Raw genomic sequence first — 14,611 nt, forward strand, 5'->3', positions numbered from 1 at the left:
CATGCGCGGCGCGGCCAGACAGCAGGGCCGGACGGCAGGGTAGACGGCAGGGTAGACGGTGCGGGGGAGCTCAGTGCAGCCGCTTGCGGATGCGCCGCAGCATCAGCCAGACCAGCGCCACCACCGGCAGCACCAGCGCCGCCGTCAGCGCCGTCTTGTCGAGCCCCAAGGGATAGGCGGCGGGGCCGAGCAGATAGGCCGCGAGGCTCACGGCATAATAGCTGATCGCCACGACGCTGAGCCCCTCGACCGTGTGCTGCAGCCGAAGCTGCGCATCGGCGCGGCGGTCCATCGAGGCGAGCAGCTCCTGATTCTGGGCCGAGCGTTCCACATCGACCCGCGTGCGCAGAAGATCGCCCGCCCGCGCCGCGCGCTCGGACATGGCGGCAAGGCGGCGATCGGTCGATTCGACCGTGCGCATCGCCGGATCGAAGCGGCGCATCATGAATTCGGCAAAGCTCTGACGTCCGCCGAAGCGGGTTTCGCGCAGCACGCCGATGCGCTGGTGGACCAGCGTCTCGTAGGCCCGTGTCGCGCCCGAGCGAAAGCCCGATTGCGCGCGCAGCTTCTCAAGCTCGGCCGAGACCTCCAGGAGCACCGCCAGCGTCGCCGCCGGATCGCCGGGGCCCGCCGCCATTTCCGCCACGAGATCCGACAGCCGCTCCTCCAGCACGCCGATGCGCGGCCCCATGGCGCGCGCCTGCGCCAGCCCCAGCATCGCCATGGTCTTGTAGGTCTCGATCTCGCACAGCCGCTGCACCACCCGGCCGATCCGCCGCTCGCCCGTGCCGGGCCGCGCAAAGACGGCAAAGCGCATGTGTCCCGCCGGATCGATGCGGAAATCCCCCGCCACGATCAGCTGGTCGTCGAGCACACGGCTCACCGCCATGCTCTCGGCCACGAACCACGCCTCCGCCCGCCGCGCGATCTCCTCCTCGCCCGCCGCCAGCTCCACCCGGATGAGCGCCGATGTGAGCCTGCGGCCCGGGGCCGCGTCGAGCCAGTCGGCCGGAAACCCCGCGAGCCCTTCGCGAAAGGGCGGCTCGGAAGCGCCGTCGCTCAGGATCATGTAGGTCGAGAACTCGGTGTGGCTTTCCCATTTCAACCGGTGCCGCCCGATCTGCCCCGACCAATGCGTGGCACCGGGCTGCGGATGCGCCGCGCCGAACCAGTCGAGCAGCGCCAGAAGATGCGCCCGCTCGGCCTCCATGTCGCGCGGGCTGCCCTCCGCCGGGCCGATGGCGAGGAACGCCGCCTGCCCCGGCGCGCCGAGGCTCGGAAAGGGGCGCGCATGCAGCTCGTTGGCCAGCTCTTGGCGCAGGGGATGATCGGTAAGGGTCATGGCGGCTCCGAAGGGCTGACGTGGCGTGAGGATGACCGCCGCGCGCACCGCTGTAAACCGCCGAAAACTGCGCATGCTCAGCATGTTGGCGCATGCGTTCGCATACCGCGTCGGGGCTGTGCGGCTCTTGAGGTTTCGCTCAGACCGCCCCGGCCCCATATCGGGGGTCGAACGCCAGGAGCCGACATGCAGAAGTTTTCCCTACTCGATCTCGCCCCCGTCACCGAAGACGAAACCCCGGCGCAGGCGCTGGCCCATGCCGCCGATCTCGCCCGCCACGCCGAGGCCCTGGGCTATCACCGCTATTGGCTGGCCGAGCATCACAACATGCCCGGCATCGCCTCCGCCGCCACGGCGGTGGCGATCGGCCATGTCGCGCAGGCGACATCGACCATCCGCGTCGGCGCGGGCGGCATCATGCTGCCCAACCACGCGCCGCTGATCGTGGCCGAGCAGTTCGGCACGCTCGACGCGCTGCACCCCGGCCGGGTCGATCTCGGGCTGGGGCGCGCGCCCGGCACCGACGGCGCCACCGCGCAGGCGCTGCGCCGCTACAACCAGTCCGCCGACGCCTTCCCGCAGGACGTGGTCGAGCTGATCTCCTATCTCGACGATGACGAGGGCCGCGGCCCGGTGCGGGCGATGCCGGGCATGGGCTCGCATCTGCCGGTCTGGATCCTCGGCTCATCGACCTTCGGCGCGCAGCTCGCCGCCTATCTCGGCCTGCCCTACGCCTTTGCCAGCCATTTCGCGCCGCAGATGCTCGAGCCCGCGATCAAGGCCTACCGCGAGGGGTTCCGCCCCTCCGAGCGGCTGTCGGAGCCCTATTTCATGATGGCCGCCGGGCTGCACGCCGCCGACACGGACGAGGAGGCGCGCTATCACCGCTCCTCGCAGATCCTGTCCTTCGCGCGGCTGCGCACCGGCACGCCGGGCCGCCTGTCGCGCCCGGTCGAAAACGTGGCCGATCACGTGCCCGCCAGCGCCATCGCGGGCGCCGAGGCGGCGCTGTCGGTCTCGGCCACGGGCGGCCCCGACACGGTGCGCCGCCAGCTCGGCGCGCTGATCGAGCGCTACCGGCCCGACGAGTTGATGCTGACCGGCATGATGTTCGACCCAGAGGCGCGCAAGCGCAGCTTCGAGATCGGCGCAGAGGCCCTGTCGGACATGAAAACGCCCGCCATGACCTGAGCCGGGGCGGGCGCGAAATCGCGATGCGGGCGGCGCGAGCCGCCCGTTTCCGTTCAGATCACCACCACGTCCAGCGGCGGAAAGCCGTTGAAGCAGACCGAGGAATAGGTCGAGGTATAGGCCCCGGTGTTGCGGATGAGTACCCGGTCGCCCGATTTGAGGCTCAAGGGCAGGTTCATGGGCCGCTTTTCGTAAAGCACGTCGGCGCTGTCGCAGGACGGACCGGCAAGGATGCAAGGCCCCGTCGTCTCGCCGTCATGCGGGGTGACGAACTGGTAGCGGATCGCCTCGCCCTCGGTCTCGGCCAGCCCCGAGAAACGGCCGATCGAGAGATAGACCCAGCGATGCATGTCGCGCTCGGACTTGCGCGAGGTGAGCATCACCTCGCAGGCGATCACGCCGGCTTCGGCGACCATGCCGCGGCCCGGCTCGGCCATGATGCGGCGCGCGCCCGGGAAACGGTCCTCGACAAGCGCCATCACGGCGGCGGCGTAATCGGTCGGCGCCTGGATCTCCTCGCCGTAGAAGGCCGGGAAACCGCCGCCGATGTTGAGAAGCTCCAGATCGTGGCCCGCCTCGCGCGCCGCCGCCCAGATGGTCGACAGCTCGTCGAGCACCGGCGCCCACATCTCGGCATGGCGCGTCTGCGAGCCCACGTGGAACGAGAAGCCCAGCGGCTCCAGCCCCAGCTCGATCGCGCGGTCCAGAAGCTTCAGCGCGGTGTCGCGGTCGCAGCCGAACTTGCGGGTGAGCGGCCAGTCGGCGGTCGAGGTCTCGACGATCAGGCGCACATAGACCTGCGCGCCCGGCGCGTGCTCGGCGATCTTCTCAAGCTCCTCCTCGGCATCGACGGCGAACATGCGGATGCCCGCGTGATGCGCGAAGGCGATGTCGGAGACGCGCTTGATGGTATTGCCGAAGGAGACATGCTCGGGCCGCGCGCCCTGGGACAGGCACAGCTCGATCTCGGCGCGCGAGGCGGCGTCGAAATGCGAGCCGAGGGCCACGAGCCGCTCGATGATCGCGGGATGCGGGTTGGCCTTCACCGCGTAATGGATGTCGGCGCGGCCCAGACCGGCGCGCAGCGCCTCGAACTGGGTCTCCACCCGGTCCACGTCGATGACCAGCGTCGGCCGGTCGAACTCGGTGGTGGCCGCATAGGCCTCCAGGCGGGAATCGACGGCGAAAGAGGGGGCGCTGGCGCCCGCGTAATATGCAGTCATGTGCATCTCCGATAGACAGACGGGGGCCCGGAGGGGGCCGGCGGTTCCAAGGGAGACGTTACCGTCGCTGCATAAACGCGTGCTGGTCTGTGCGTAGGCCCCCCGAGGGAGACATGCGTCCAGGCGTGGCCAGAGGCGCGTGCGTTGGCGTCTTGAGCGGGCATTTGGGGCAAACACCGAGTCGGATCAAGGGGAAATCCCGGGAAAAACGAGATTTTTTTTCACGGCGGTTTTGCACCCCGATCCCCCTTGCCCTATAGGGGTTCACCGCAGTCCCGGAGGGCCCCATGCCGCGCCTTGTCCTGTTCAACAAGCCGATGAACGTGCTGTCGCAGTTCACCGATGCGCGTAGCCCCTCGCCGCGTGCCACCCTGTCGGATTTCATCGACCGCCCCGGCGTCTACCCCGCGGGCCGGCTCGATCGCGACAGCGAGGGGCTGATGCTGCTGACCAATGACGGGCGGCTGCAGGCGCGCATCTCCGACCCGAAGCACAAGATGGAAAAGACCTATCTCGCGCAGGTCGAGGGCGCGCCGGACGAGGCCGATCTGGAGCCGCTGCGCCGGGGGCTGACGCTCAAGGACGGGCCGACGAAGCCCGCCCGCGCCCGGCTGATCGAGCCGCCGGATCTGTGGGAGCGCGACCCGCCGGTGCGGTTTCGCAAATCGGTGCCCGACGCCTGGATCGAGATCGCGATCCGCGAGGGGCGCAACCGGCAGGTCCGCCGCATGACCGCCGCCATTGGCCTTCCGACGCTGCGGCTGGTGCGCTGGCGCATCGGTGACTGGACGCTCGACGGGCTGGCCCCGGGGGACTGGCGCGAAATCGACGCCTGAGCCGAGGGGCGGCCATGTCGGATTTGCGTATTTGAAGAAAGATGAAGGGGATCAGCGCACCGCCAGGCCCGGCTGCCATGCGGCAAACGTCGCCAGAAGCGCGGCCCCACCTCGCGCGTGACTGCCGTCGACATCGCGGTGATGAGACAGGCAACCAAGAGCCGCGGGCCGGTGCCGCCCCGGGAAAGAAATCTCCGTCATGGCGCAACTCCTGCCCATGGGGACATGCCCCACAACGCGAAAGGCCCCGCGCATGGCGGGGCCTTTCCGTGACCAGCGCCGATCAGGCGATCTTGGTCAGCAGCTCGTCGAGCGACTTCTTGGCGTCGCCATAGAACATGCGGGTGTTGTCCTTGAAGAAGAGCGGGTTCTCGATGCCGGAGTATCCGGTGCCCTGGCCGCGCTTGGACACGAAGACCTGTTTCGCCTTCCAGACCTCGAGCACCGGCATCCCGGCGATGGGCGAATTCGGATCGTCCTGCGCGGCCGGGTTCACGATGTCGTTCGAGCCGATGACGATGGCGACATCCGTCTCGGGGAAGTCGTCGTTGATCTCGTCCATCTCCATGACGATGTCGTAGGGCACACGCGCCTCGGCCAGAAGCACGTTCATGTGGCCGGGCAGACGGCCCGCGACCGGGTGGATCGCGAAGCGGACCTCCTTGCCCTGCGCCCGCAGGCGGCGGGTCAGCTCGGAGACCGATTGCTGCGCCTGCGCCACCGCCATGCCGTAGCCCGGCACGATCACCACGCTCTCGGCCTCGTCGAGCGCCTGCGCCACGCCGTCGGCATCGATCGCCACCTGCTCGCCCTCGACCTCCATCGCGGGCCCCGCCGAGCCGCCGAAGCCGCCGAGGATCACCGAGACGAACTTGCGGTTCATCGCCTTGCACATGATGTAGGACAGGATCGCGCCCGAGGAGCCGACCAGGGCGCCGGTGACGATCAACAGGTCGTTGCCCAGCGTGAAGCCGATCGCCGCGGCGGCCCAGCCCGAGTAGCTGTTCAGCATCGAGACGACGACAGGCATGTCGGCGCCGCCGATGCCCATGATCAGGTGCCAGCCGATGAAGCCCGCGATCAGCGTCACCAGAACCATGGTCCAGATGCCCGATCCGGTGAGGTAGAGCAGACCAAGCGCGAGGCACAGCGCCAGCGCCGCGGCGTTCAGCATGTGGCCGCCGGGCAGCTTTTTGGGCTTGCCGTCGACCTTTCCGGCAAGCTTGCCGAAGGCCACCACCGAGCCGGTGAAGGTCACCGCGCCGATGAAGATGCCCAAGAACACCTCCGTCTTCAGGATGCCGATCTCGGTCGCGTCCTTCAGCGCCAGCTTCTTGCCGAAGCCGGTGAGATCACCGAAGAAGCCGCCGCCCGCTTCCAGAAGCTCGGTCGGATCGAGCAGCGCCAGCGCCGCGCGGTCGAGCCCGTGGGTGGCCAGCAGCGCGTTGATGTCGTGCAGCATGATGTCGGCGTTGAGCCCGATGAACACCGCCGCGAGGCCGACGAAGCTGTGCAGCGCCGCGACCAGCTGCGGCATTTCGGTCATCTGCACCCGGCCCGCGACGATCCAGCCCGCAAAGCCGCCCGCCGCGATGGCGACGAGGATGAGAAAGAGGTTGTGCACGCCGGGGCCGAACACGGTGACGAAGACCGCCACCGCCATGCCGGCAATGCCGTACCAGACCGCGCGCTTGGCGCTCTCCTGGTTCGACAGGCCGCCCAGCGACAGGATGAAGAGAATGGCCGCGACGATATAGGCGGCGGAAACGATGCCGATGCTCATGATCCGGCCCCCTTACGACTTGCGGAACATGGCGAGCATCCGGCGCGTGACCAGAAAGCCGCCGACGATGTTGATCGAGGCGATCAGCACCGAGACGAAGGACAAGATCACCACCAGCCAGTTGCCCGAACCGATCTGCAACAGCGCGCCGAGAATGACGATGCCCGAAATCGCGTTGGTCACCGCCATCAGGGGCGTGTGCAGGCTGTGGCTGACGCCCCAGATCACCTGGAAGCCGACGAAGCAGGCCAGCGCAAAGACGATGAAATGGCTCATGAAGCTCTCGGGCGCGACCGCGCCGATCAGCAGCATCACCAGAGCGCCGGCAGCCAGAAGACCGACCTGGTCGCGGGTCTGCTTGCGGAAGGCCGCGACCTCCTGCCCGCGCTTTTCCTCCGCGGTCAGCTCGCGCGGCTTGTCCTTCTTGGGCACCGCGGCGATGGCGGCGGTCTTGGGCTTGGGCGGCGGATAGGTGATCTCGCCTTCATGCGTCGCGGTGGCGCCGCGGATCACGTCGTCCTCCATGTCGTGCACCACCACGCCGTCCTTGGCCGGCGTGAGATCCGTCAGCATGTGGCGGATGTTGGTGGCGTAGAGCGTCGAGGATTGCGTCGCCATGCGGCTCGGAAAATCGGTGTAGCCGATGATGGTGACGCCGTTGTCGCTCACCACCTTCTCGTCGGCCACCGTCAGCTCGCAATTGCCGCCGCGCTCGGCGGCGAGATCGACGATCACCGAGCCGGGCTTCATCGCCTCGACCATGTCGGCGGTCCACAGGACCGGCGCGTCGCGGCCCGGGATGAGCGCGGTCGAGATGACGATGTCGATGTCGGGCGCAAGCTCGCGGAACTTCGCCAGCTGCTTTTCGCGGAACTCAGGGGATGAGGGCGCGGCATAGCCGCCGGTGGCGGAGCTGTCCTGGCTGTCCTCGAAATCGAGATAGACGAACTCCGCGCCCATGCTCTCGATCTGCTCGGCCACCTCGGGGCGCACGTCGAAGGCCAGCGTCACCGCACCGAGCGAGGTGGCGGTGCCGATCGCGGCGAGCCCGGCCACGCCCGCGCCGATCACCAGCACGCGGGCGGGCGGCACCTTGCCCGCGGCGGTCACCTGGCCGGTGAAGAAGCGGCCGAAGCTGCCCCCCGCCTCGATCACCGCGCGGTAGCCCGCGATATTGGCCATCGAGCTGAGCGCGTCCATCTTCTGCGCGCGGGAAATGCGCGGCACCATGTCCATCGCGATGACGGTGGCGCCCGCATCCTTCGCGCGGCCCAGGCTTTCGGCGTTCTGGCCGGGATAGAAGAAGGAGATCAGCGTCTGCCCCTCGCGCAACCGCCCGAGCTCTTCGTCCAGCGGCGGACGCACCTTGGTGACGATCTCGGCTTCGGCCCACAGCGTCTCGGCATCCGGCACGATTGTGACACCGGCGGCCTCGTAGGCCGCATCGGTGAAGCCCGCGGCCACACCGGCCCCCGTCTCGATCAGGCAGTCATGCCCCAGCTTCTGCAGATCCCTGGCCGAGGCAGGGGTCATCGCCACCCGCGCCTCGCCATCATGGATTTCCTTCGGTGCCCCGATCCTCACGCGTCTTCCCCTCCGGTCATTCTGCGGTTGCGGGAGGAGTAGCGGGGGAAAGAATGTTGCACAAGGGCAGCGGCAGACTTTGCTGCCGTGGCGTCATAGCCCCTAAAACCAGCGCCGCGTGCGCCCGGCCCAGCCCTCGAACGCCGCGCCGAAGCGCGCGCGCAGCATTGCCTCCTCGGGCCGGATGAAGCGGGCCCGCAGGATCGCGGCCAGCAGCGGCACCAGCCCGAGCGCCAGCGGCGCGTCGAAGACGAGCGCCGCCCCCGCAAGCAGCAGGAGGTCGCCCAGATAGATCGGGTTGCGGGAAAGGCGGAACGGCCCCTCGGTGACCAGCGCCGCCGCTTCGCGGCCCGGCAGGACTTCGGTTTTCCGGCGCAGCATCGTGACGCTCGCCCAGAGCATCAGCCCCAGCCCGAGCGCGATGACGGCCCCGCCCAGCGCCGCGTGATATGGCCCGAAGCCGAGCCAGCCCGGCTCGATGCGCGACAGGCCCCATGCGGCGAGCGCGCCATAGGCGGTCCAGGCGGGCGGAAAATCGATCCAGTACACGCCCCCATCCTTGCCCTGCCGTCGGGGCGCTGTCACGCGCAGTTGCGCAAGAGCGGCCCTGCTGCCACAACTTCGCGGGCTGACGCGAGGAGGAGCGCCGAGATGACCGATTTCCAAGCCACCAAGGCAATGTTCGACCTGCCGGATGGCGTCACCTATCTCGACGGCAATTCGCTCGGCCCCCTGCCCAAGGCGGCCCCGGGCCGCATGGCGCGCGCGATGACGGGCGAATGGGGCGAGATGCTGATCACCGGCTGGAACAAGGCGGGATGGATGGATCAGCCCGCCAGCCTCGGCGACCGGATCGGGCGGCTGATCGGCGCGCCCCAGGGGTCCACCGTGCTCGGCGACACGCTGTCGATCAAGGTGCATCAGGCGCTCGCCGCCGCTCTCGCGCTGCGCCCCGAGCGCCGCGTGATCCTGAGCGACAGCGGCAATTTCCCCTCCGATCTCTACATGGCGCAGGGGCTGATCGAACAGCTCGGCCGCGGCCATGAGCTGCGCGTCATGGCGCCCGAGGAGGTCGAGGCGGCGATCGACGAGGATGTCGCGGTGATGATGATCACCGAGGTCGATTACCGCACCGGGCGCCGCCACGACATGCCCGCGCTCATCGCCCGCGCCCATGCGGCGGGCGCGCTGGCGATCTGGGATCTCGCCCATTCGGCGGGGGCCGTGGATGTCGACGTGGCGGGCGCGGATACCGATTTCGCGGTGGGCTGCACCTACAAGTTCCTCAATGGCGGCCCCGGCGCGCCGGCCTTCATCCATGTCGCCCCGCGGCTGATCGATCAGGTGCAGCCCGCGCTGTCGGGCTGGCTCGGCCATGCCGAGCCCTTCGCCTTCGAGCCGGGCTACCGCCCCGGTGCCGCGATCGCGCGGATGCGCGTCGGCACGCCCCCCGTGCTCGCCATGGCGGCGCTGGAGAGCGCGCTCGACATCTGGGACGGGGTCGACATGACCGATCTGCGCGCCGCCTCGCTGCGGCTGGGCGATCGTTTCATCGCGGGCGTCGAGGCAGCCTGCCCCGAGCTGGAACTCGCCACCCCGCGCGAGCATGCGCTGCGCGGCAGCCAGGTCTCGTTCCGCCATCCGCAGGGCTACGCGGTGATGCAGGCGCTGATCGCCGATGGCGTGATCGGCGATTTCCGCGCGCCCGACATCCTGCGCTTCGGCATCACGCCGCTCTATCTCGACGAGGGCGACATCGACCGCGCGGTCGAGGTGCTGGCGCGGATCCTGCGCGACGGCACGTGGGACCGCCCCGAATTCCACGCCCGCGCCGCCGTGACCTGACGTCGCCCTCCGCGACGCCGCGTCGGCCATGCCACGGCCATGTTTTTGGCACCCCGCCGCCCGGATGCGCGCCCAGCGCTGAAGGCTACACCCGATCTTGACGGATTGTCCCCAAGCTCGGGCGGAACACGGGGGGGGAGTGGCCGGGCATGATCGGGAACAGCAGGAAAACGAGCGCGCATGCCGAGACCGGCAGGACCGGGCTCTTGGCGGGCACCCGCATCGCCACCCCTTCGGGCGCGCGCGCGGTCGAGACGCTGCGCCCCGGTGACCTCGTGCTGACGCGCGATCACGGCCTTCAGCCGGTGCTGCGGCTGGAAGCCGGGCCTTCGGACGCGGCCGATGCGCCGCTGCGGCTCCTGCCCGCCGCGCTGCCCGGGCTGGAGCGCGCGCTGCGCCTGCCGCCGCGCCAGCGCGTGCTGCTGCGCGGGGCGCGGATCGCGCGGCTTTTCGGGGAAAGCGAGGTGCTGGTCGAGGCCGCGCATCTCGCCCCGCAAGACGACATCCGGCGCGGGGGCCCGACCCGGATCGTGGGCTTCGGGCTGGTGCTGCCGCGCGCCGAGCTGATCTGGGCCGAGGGGGCGGCCTTGGAAAGCCATGCGCCGCAGGACAGCGCCCCGGCACGGCGCTGTCTCGGCTGGCACGAGGCGGCGCGGCTGCGCGCCGATCAGGGGTTCGGGACGGTCAGGCCGCTGGGCACCGCATCCGGCACGCCCAGCCGCCCGGCCGCCGCCACCGGGTCGCTCAGCGCCTCCAGAAACGCCACCAGCGCGTCGATCTCGCCTTCCCTCAGCACCACCGGCGGCGCGGTCACCGAAGCGCCGATCGCGCCTGCCTCCTCCGCATCGTCGAGAATGCGCCAATCCGCCGCCTCCATGCGCGGCAGGACCGCCTGCGCCCGGTCGTAGCGGGCCAAGGCCGCCACCGGATCGAGATGATCCGCGACGAAGCCGCGCAGCGTGGCATGGCTGCCCGCATGGCCATAGGGCGCGGTCAGGGCGACGTTGCGCAGCGACGGCGTGCGAAAGGCATGCCGGTCCTCCGCCCGCCCGGTGACGCGAAACCGCCCCTCGTCGCGCGCATGGCTTTCGAAGCGCGCGGCCTTGCCCGGCCCGATCTGCGGCGCGCCCATGGCGTGAAAGCCGTGATCGGTCAGGAACGGGCCGGAATGGCAGTCCGAACACCCCGCCGGGCCGTAGAACAGCCCGAGCCCCGCCTCGGCCTCGGGCGGCAGCGGCGTGCCCTCGCGCAGCCGCGCGTCGAAGGGGCTGGTGTCGGAGCGGAATTCGAAGGTGATGAAGGCGGCGATGGCGTTGGAGATGTCGGTAAAGCCGATCCCGTCGGGCGCGAGGCCATAGACCGCCTCGAACCGCCGGGCGTAACCGGGAAGCGCGGCGACGCGCCGCGCGATCAGCTCCCACGCCCCGCCCGGCCCGGTGAGCCGCCCCTGCCGCACCGCCTGCGCCACCTCGTTCTCGCTGTAATGCCCGGCCATCTCGTCGGGGCTGAGCACCGGGAACATGGTCTGCGCCGACAGCATCGAGGCAAAGCCCGCCACCATGTCGGCATCGAGCGGCGTGCGCAGGCCCCCGGGCGCCTCCGGGTCGCGCTCCACCCGCCCGTCATGGAACATCGACACATATTCATGCGCGCCGACATTCCACAGCGCCTGGCTGTTGCGCGGCACGCGCTGCTCGGGCGGGTTCTCGGGGTCGACCGCGCGGGCGGGGCCGAGGCCCCGGCCCCCGTCGCCCAGGGGCAATGACAGCCCGTCCGAGGTGCCGAAGGCGGGGTGATGGCAGGTGGCGCAGGCGACCTCGCGGTTGCCCGACAGGATCGGGTCGTAGAACAGCAGCCGACCCAGCGCCGCCTCCGCTGCGTCCACGGCGGGCCATGCCGCGTCGTCGAGCGGCGCGGGCAGGCTTTCGGCAAGGGCCGCGCCCGGCCAGCACAGCACCACCCATGCGGCGATGCGGATCGTCACCTGTCTCATCCGGCCTCCCTCTCCCGTAAAGGAAGGTGCCGCAGCTTGGAGGGCGGCGCAATGAGGGCCATGCGCCATGCGTGGCGTAACGAAGCCCATGCGCCCTGCGCGGCGCAATGCCGCAGACAGCATTTGACGCAGCCCGGGCTCCGCACTAGAACAAAGCAAGAACATTGATTTGCAGAGAGAACCCGTGACGTGGCCGCCCCCCGCTTCATGCCCCGCCCCACCGAACACGCCGCGCCGTTTCGCCGCGCTGCGTCAGCCCACCCTGTCGGAGATCTTTCCCGAGACGGCCCCCGATGCCGCCGCCCCCGCCTTTGCGCTGGCACATCTCGATGCCGCCAAGGGGCCGGTGCTGTGGATACAGGACCGGCTGTCGCTGCGCGAGACGGGGCACCCTTTTCCCCCGGGGCTGGGGGGGCGCGAGGTGCTGCATCTTCAGGTCTCGCGCGCCATCGACGTGCTCTGGGCCATGGAACAGGGGCTGGGCTGCCCCGCCCTGGGCGGGGTGATCGGCGAGGTCTGGGGCACGGCCCCCGCGCTCGACTTCACCGCGACCAAGCGCCTGGCGTTGCGCTCGGAGGCGCATGGCGTGCCCGCATGGCTCATCCGCCGCGCCGCCCCGCCGGAGCTGAGCGCCGCGCGCGAAAGATGGCGGCTGGGCGCCCTGCCCGCCCGGCCCGTGCCGGACGACCCGCGCGCGCCCGGCGCGCCGCTGTGGAACGCCGAGCTGTTTCGCGCCCGCTGGCGCGCGCCGGGGCGCTGGGTGGCCGGGCATGAGCCCCAAAGCGGAGAACTCCACTTCGATCACGCGGTCGGAATGGAGGCGGCGGAGGCGGCGCGCGCCATGGCCTGAGCCGCGCGCATGGCGGCCAATGCCGGACCATGCGTATTTGAAGAAAGATGAACCAGGGGGCGCGCGCATGGCCCCGGCGGTTCCCTGGGGGGAACCAGGCGGGGCCGGATGGGGCATGGCCACGCCCGAACAGGGCGGGCGACGACGATGAGCGGCGGGGACAAGCTGCCCGTCCTCGCCTTTCCCGCGCCTTCTCCCTCCCGGCCCCGCGCCGCCGATCCGCGCCAGCTTGCGCGGGCGGCCGAGGCGTTGCGGCGGGCCACCGAAGGCAAGGCGACGCTCGGGCGGCCCGATGAAGGGCCACCCGCGCCCGGCGCGCCCATGCCCGAAGACAGCTTCACCCCCGTGGGCATTCCCCGGGGGCGGGCAGGACCGCGCGAGAGCGGGCGGGAGGGCCTGTCCGAGATCTCGCGCATCGCCGCACCCAAGGACGCCGCCGCGCGGCGCATCCTGTCGCTGCACCTGCCGCATTTCGCCATCGAGCGCTGGCAGCGGCAGGCCGCGCGCGGCGGCGAAGCGCCGCCCGAGGGCACGCCGCTGGCACTGGCGCTCGAAGGGCCGCACGGGCCGGTGATCCACGCGGTGAACGGCGCCGCGCGCGCCATGGGCCTCGGCCCCGGCGCGCGGGTGGTCGACATGCGCGCGATCTGTCCCGAGCTGCGGACCGCCTTCGCCGATCCGCGCGCCGACGCCGCCGCCCTGCAGCGGCTCATGCTCTGGGCCCGGCGCTGGTGCCCGTGGACGGCGGTGGACGGGGTGGATGCGCTGGTCATGGACATCACCGGCGCGGATCATCTGTGGGGCGGCGAAGCGATGATGCTCGAAGAGATCGGGACGCGCCTTGCCGGTCTTGGCCTCACCGCCCGCGCCGCCATCGCGCCGACGCGCGGCGCGGCCTGGGCGCTGGCGCGGTTCGGCGCGGCGCGCGCGATCTGCGGCGCGGAGGATCTCGTGATGCGCACCGATCCCCTGCCCGCCACGGCCCTCAGGCTCGATGCCGCGACGGTGCAGCTGCTCGACCGTCTGGGCCTTTCGACCATCGGCGCGCTGCGCGCCGTGCCGCGCCCGTCGCTGGCGCGGCGGTTTCGCGCGGGCCCGCCGGAGGCCGACCCGCTCCTGCGTCTCGACCAGCTCTCGGGCCGCACGGCCGAGCCGGTCGACAGCCCCGACGATCCGCCGCGCTTCGCCGTGCAGGCGCGCCTGCCCGAGCCGGTGATCGATCCGGTGCCGCATCTGCCCGCGCTGGCCGACGAGCTTTGCGCCGCTCTGGTGGCGGCAGGCTTCGGCGCGCGCCGCCTCGCGCTGGCGCTCTACCGCACCGATGGCGAAGTGGCGCAGGCGCAGGCCGCGACCTCGCGGCCCTCGCATGACGCGGCCCATATGGTGCGGCTGTTCGAGGGGCGGCTGGACGGGCTCGATCCGGGCTTCGGCTTCGACCTGATCACGCTGGCCGCGCTGGTGGCCGAGGCGCTGCCCCCCCGCCAGCGCCGCCTCGACGGCGAAGCGGAGAGCGCGGAGGATCTCGCCCGGCTGATCGACCGGCTCTCGGCCCGTTTCGGGGCGCGCGCGCTGACCCGGCCCCGCCCCGCGCCGAGCCACATCCCCGAACGCCAGACGCTCTGGCTTCCGGCGCTGCACCTGCCGCCGCAGCGCTTCGCGCCGCGCGCCGACCGGCCCTTGCGGCTGTTCGAGCCGCCGGAGGAGCTGCGCGTGCTCTACGCCGTGCCCGAAGGCCCGCCCGCGCAATTCGTCTGGCGCAGGCAGCGGCTGCGCGTGGCGCGCTTCGCGGGGCCCGAGCGGATCGCGCCCGAATGGTGGCGCGACAGGCCCGGCACCCGCCTGCGCGACTATTTCCGCATCGAGGATCATACCGGGCGGCGCTTCTGGCTCTACCGCGAGGGGCTGTTGGGCGACGGGCGCGGGGCCGAGCCGCGCTGGTTCCTGCATGGCGCCTTTGCCTGAGC

11 protein-coding genes and 1 pseudogene are annotated in these 14,611 nt (G+C 70.9%); 6 read left to right on the plus strand and 6 right to left on the minus strand.

Annotated features, from left to right (window positions below):
- Positions 1 to 70: 70 nt before the first annotated feature.
- Entirely contained in the window at positions 71 to 1,342 is a 1,272-nt protein-coding gene (locus CJ301_RS02575) for a DUF3422 family protein (RefSeq protein ID WP_099273878.1), read from the minus strand.
- A gap of 186 nt (positions 1,343 to 1,528) precedes the next feature.
- On the opposite strand from CJ301_RS02575, the gene CJ301_RS02580 reads away from it, so the two are divergent.
- On the plus strand, positions 1,529 to 2,533 hold the full coding sequence (locus CJ301_RS02580; RefSeq protein ID WP_099273880.1) for an LLM class flavin-dependent oxidoreductase: 1,005 nt from the start codon (positions 1,529 to 1,531) through the stop codon (positions 2,531 to 2,533).
- A gap of 53 nt (positions 2,534 to 2,586) precedes the next feature.
- Here the strand turns inward: CJ301_RS02580 and CJ301_RS02585 are convergent, their stop codons facing one another.
- Positions 2,587 to 3,756, minus strand: coding sequence for a type III PLP-dependent enzyme (locus CJ301_RS02585; protein WP_162620394.1), 1,170 nt, complete (start codon positions 3,754 to 3,756; stop codon positions 2,587 to 2,589).
- Between the two features lie 287 nt (positions 3,757 to 4,043).
- On the opposite strand from CJ301_RS02585, the gene CJ301_RS02590 reads away from it, so the two are divergent.
- Entirely contained in the window at positions 4,044 to 4,592 is a 549-nt protein-coding gene (locus CJ301_RS02590) for a pseudouridine synthase (RefSeq protein WP_099273884.1), read from the plus strand.
- A gap of 283 nt (positions 4,593 to 4,875) precedes the next feature.
- Here CJ301_RS02590 and CJ301_RS02595 read toward each other — a convergent pair whose 3' ends face one another.
- The 3 genes from CJ301_RS02595 to CJ301_RS02605 form a co-directional block, all read right to left on the minus strand.
- On the minus strand, positions 4,876 to 6,375 hold the full coding sequence (locus tag CJ301_RS02595; RefSeq protein ID WP_099273886.1) for an NAD(P)(+) transhydrogenase (Re/Si-specific) subunit beta: 1,500 nt from the start codon (positions 6,373 to 6,375) through the stop codon (positions 4,876 to 4,878).
- Positions 6,376 to 6,387: 12 nt separating this feature from the next.
- Complete coding sequence (locus CJ301_RS02600) at positions 6,388 to 7,959, minus strand: Re/Si-specific NAD(P)(+) transhydrogenase subunit alpha (RefSeq protein ID WP_099273888.1); 1,572 nt, start codon at positions 7,957 to 7,959, stop codon at positions 6,388 to 6,390.
- A 102-nt stretch (positions 7,960 to 8,061) separates the two neighbouring features.
- Complete coding sequence (locus tag CJ301_RS02605; RefSeq protein ID WP_099273890.1) at positions 8,062 to 8,508, minus strand: methyltransferase family protein; 447 nt, start codon at positions 8,506 to 8,508, stop codon at positions 8,062 to 8,064.
- Positions 8,509 to 8,610: 102 nt separating this feature from the next.
- Here CJ301_RS02605 and kynU point away from each other — a divergent pair, with 102 nt between their 5' ends.
- On the plus strand, positions 8,611 to 9,804 hold the full coding sequence (gene kynU, locus CJ301_RS02610; protein WP_099273892.1) for a kynureninase: 1,194 nt from the start codon (positions 8,611 to 8,613) through the stop codon (positions 9,802 to 9,804).
- A 149-nt stretch (positions 9,805 to 9,953) separates the two neighbouring features.
- Positions 9,954 to 10,400: pseudogene (locus CJ301_RS19055) on the plus strand (Hint domain-containing protein); the annotation flags it as partial.
- 71 nt (positions 10,401 to 10,471) lie between these two features.
- On the opposite strand, the gene CJ301_RS02620 reads toward CJ301_RS19055, so the two are convergent.
- Positions 10,472 to 11,797, minus strand: coding sequence for a cytochrome-c peroxidase (locus tag CJ301_RS02620; protein ID WP_099273896.1), 1,326 nt, complete (start codon positions 11,795 to 11,797; stop codon positions 10,472 to 10,474).
- Positions 11,798 to 11,981: 184 nt separating this feature from the next.
- Here CJ301_RS02620 and CJ301_RS02625 point away from each other — a divergent pair, with 184 nt between their 5' ends.
- Positions 11,982 to 12,647: a hypothetical protein gene (locus CJ301_RS02625; RefSeq protein WP_216823238.1), complete on the plus strand. Its 666-nt coding sequence runs from the start codon at positions 11,982 to 11,984 to the stop codon at positions 12,645 to 12,647.
- Positions 12,648 to 12,794: 147 nt separating this feature from the next.
- A complete protein-coding gene (locus CJ301_RS02630; RefSeq protein WP_099273898.1) occupies positions 12,795 to 14,609 on the plus strand; it encodes a Y-family DNA polymerase in 1,815 nt (604 codons plus the stop codon).
- Positions 14,610 to 14,611: the final 2 nt, after the last annotated feature.

The sequence above is a fragment of the Limimaricola cinnabarinus genome (genome assembly GCF_002723615.1).
In the GTDB taxonomy this organism is placed as follows: domain Bacteria; phylum Pseudomonadota; class Alphaproteobacteria; order Rhodobacterales; family Rhodobacteraceae; genus Limimaricola; species Limimaricola cinnabarinus_B.

Bases quoted from the DNA above. Each gene is read 5' to 3' on its own strand.
- CJ301_RS02575 (WP_099273878.1), bottom strand. From the start codon at position 1,342: ATGACCCTTACCGATCATCCCCTGCGCCAAGAGCTGGCCAACGAGCTG.
- CJ301_RS02580 (WP_099273880.1), top strand. From the start codon at position 1,529: ATGCAGAAGTTTTCCCTACTCGATCTCGCCCCCGTCACCGAAGACGAA.
- CJ301_RS02585 (WP_162620394.1), bottom strand. From the start codon at position 3,756: ATGACTGCATATTACGCGGGCGCCAGCGCCCCCTCTTTCGCCGTCGAT.
- CJ301_RS02590 (WP_099273884.1), top strand. From the start codon at position 4,044: ATGCCGCGCCTTGTCCTGTTCAACAAGCCGATGAACGTGCTGTCGCAG.
- CJ301_RS02595 (WP_099273886.1), bottom strand. From the start codon at position 6,375: ATGAGCATCGGCATCGTTTCCGCCGCCTATATCGTCGCGGCCATTCTC.
- kynU (WP_099273892.1), top strand. From the start codon at position 8,611: ATGACCGATTTCCAAGCCACCAAGGCAATGTTCGACCTGCCGGATGGC.
- CJ301_RS02620 (WP_099273896.1), bottom strand. From the start codon at position 11,797: ATGAGACAGGTGACGATCCGCATCGCCGCATGGGTGGTGCTGTGCTGG.
- CJ301_RS02630 (WP_099273898.1), top strand. From the start codon at position 12,795: ATGAGCGGCGGGGACAAGCTGCCCGTCCTCGCCTTTCCCGCGCCTTCT.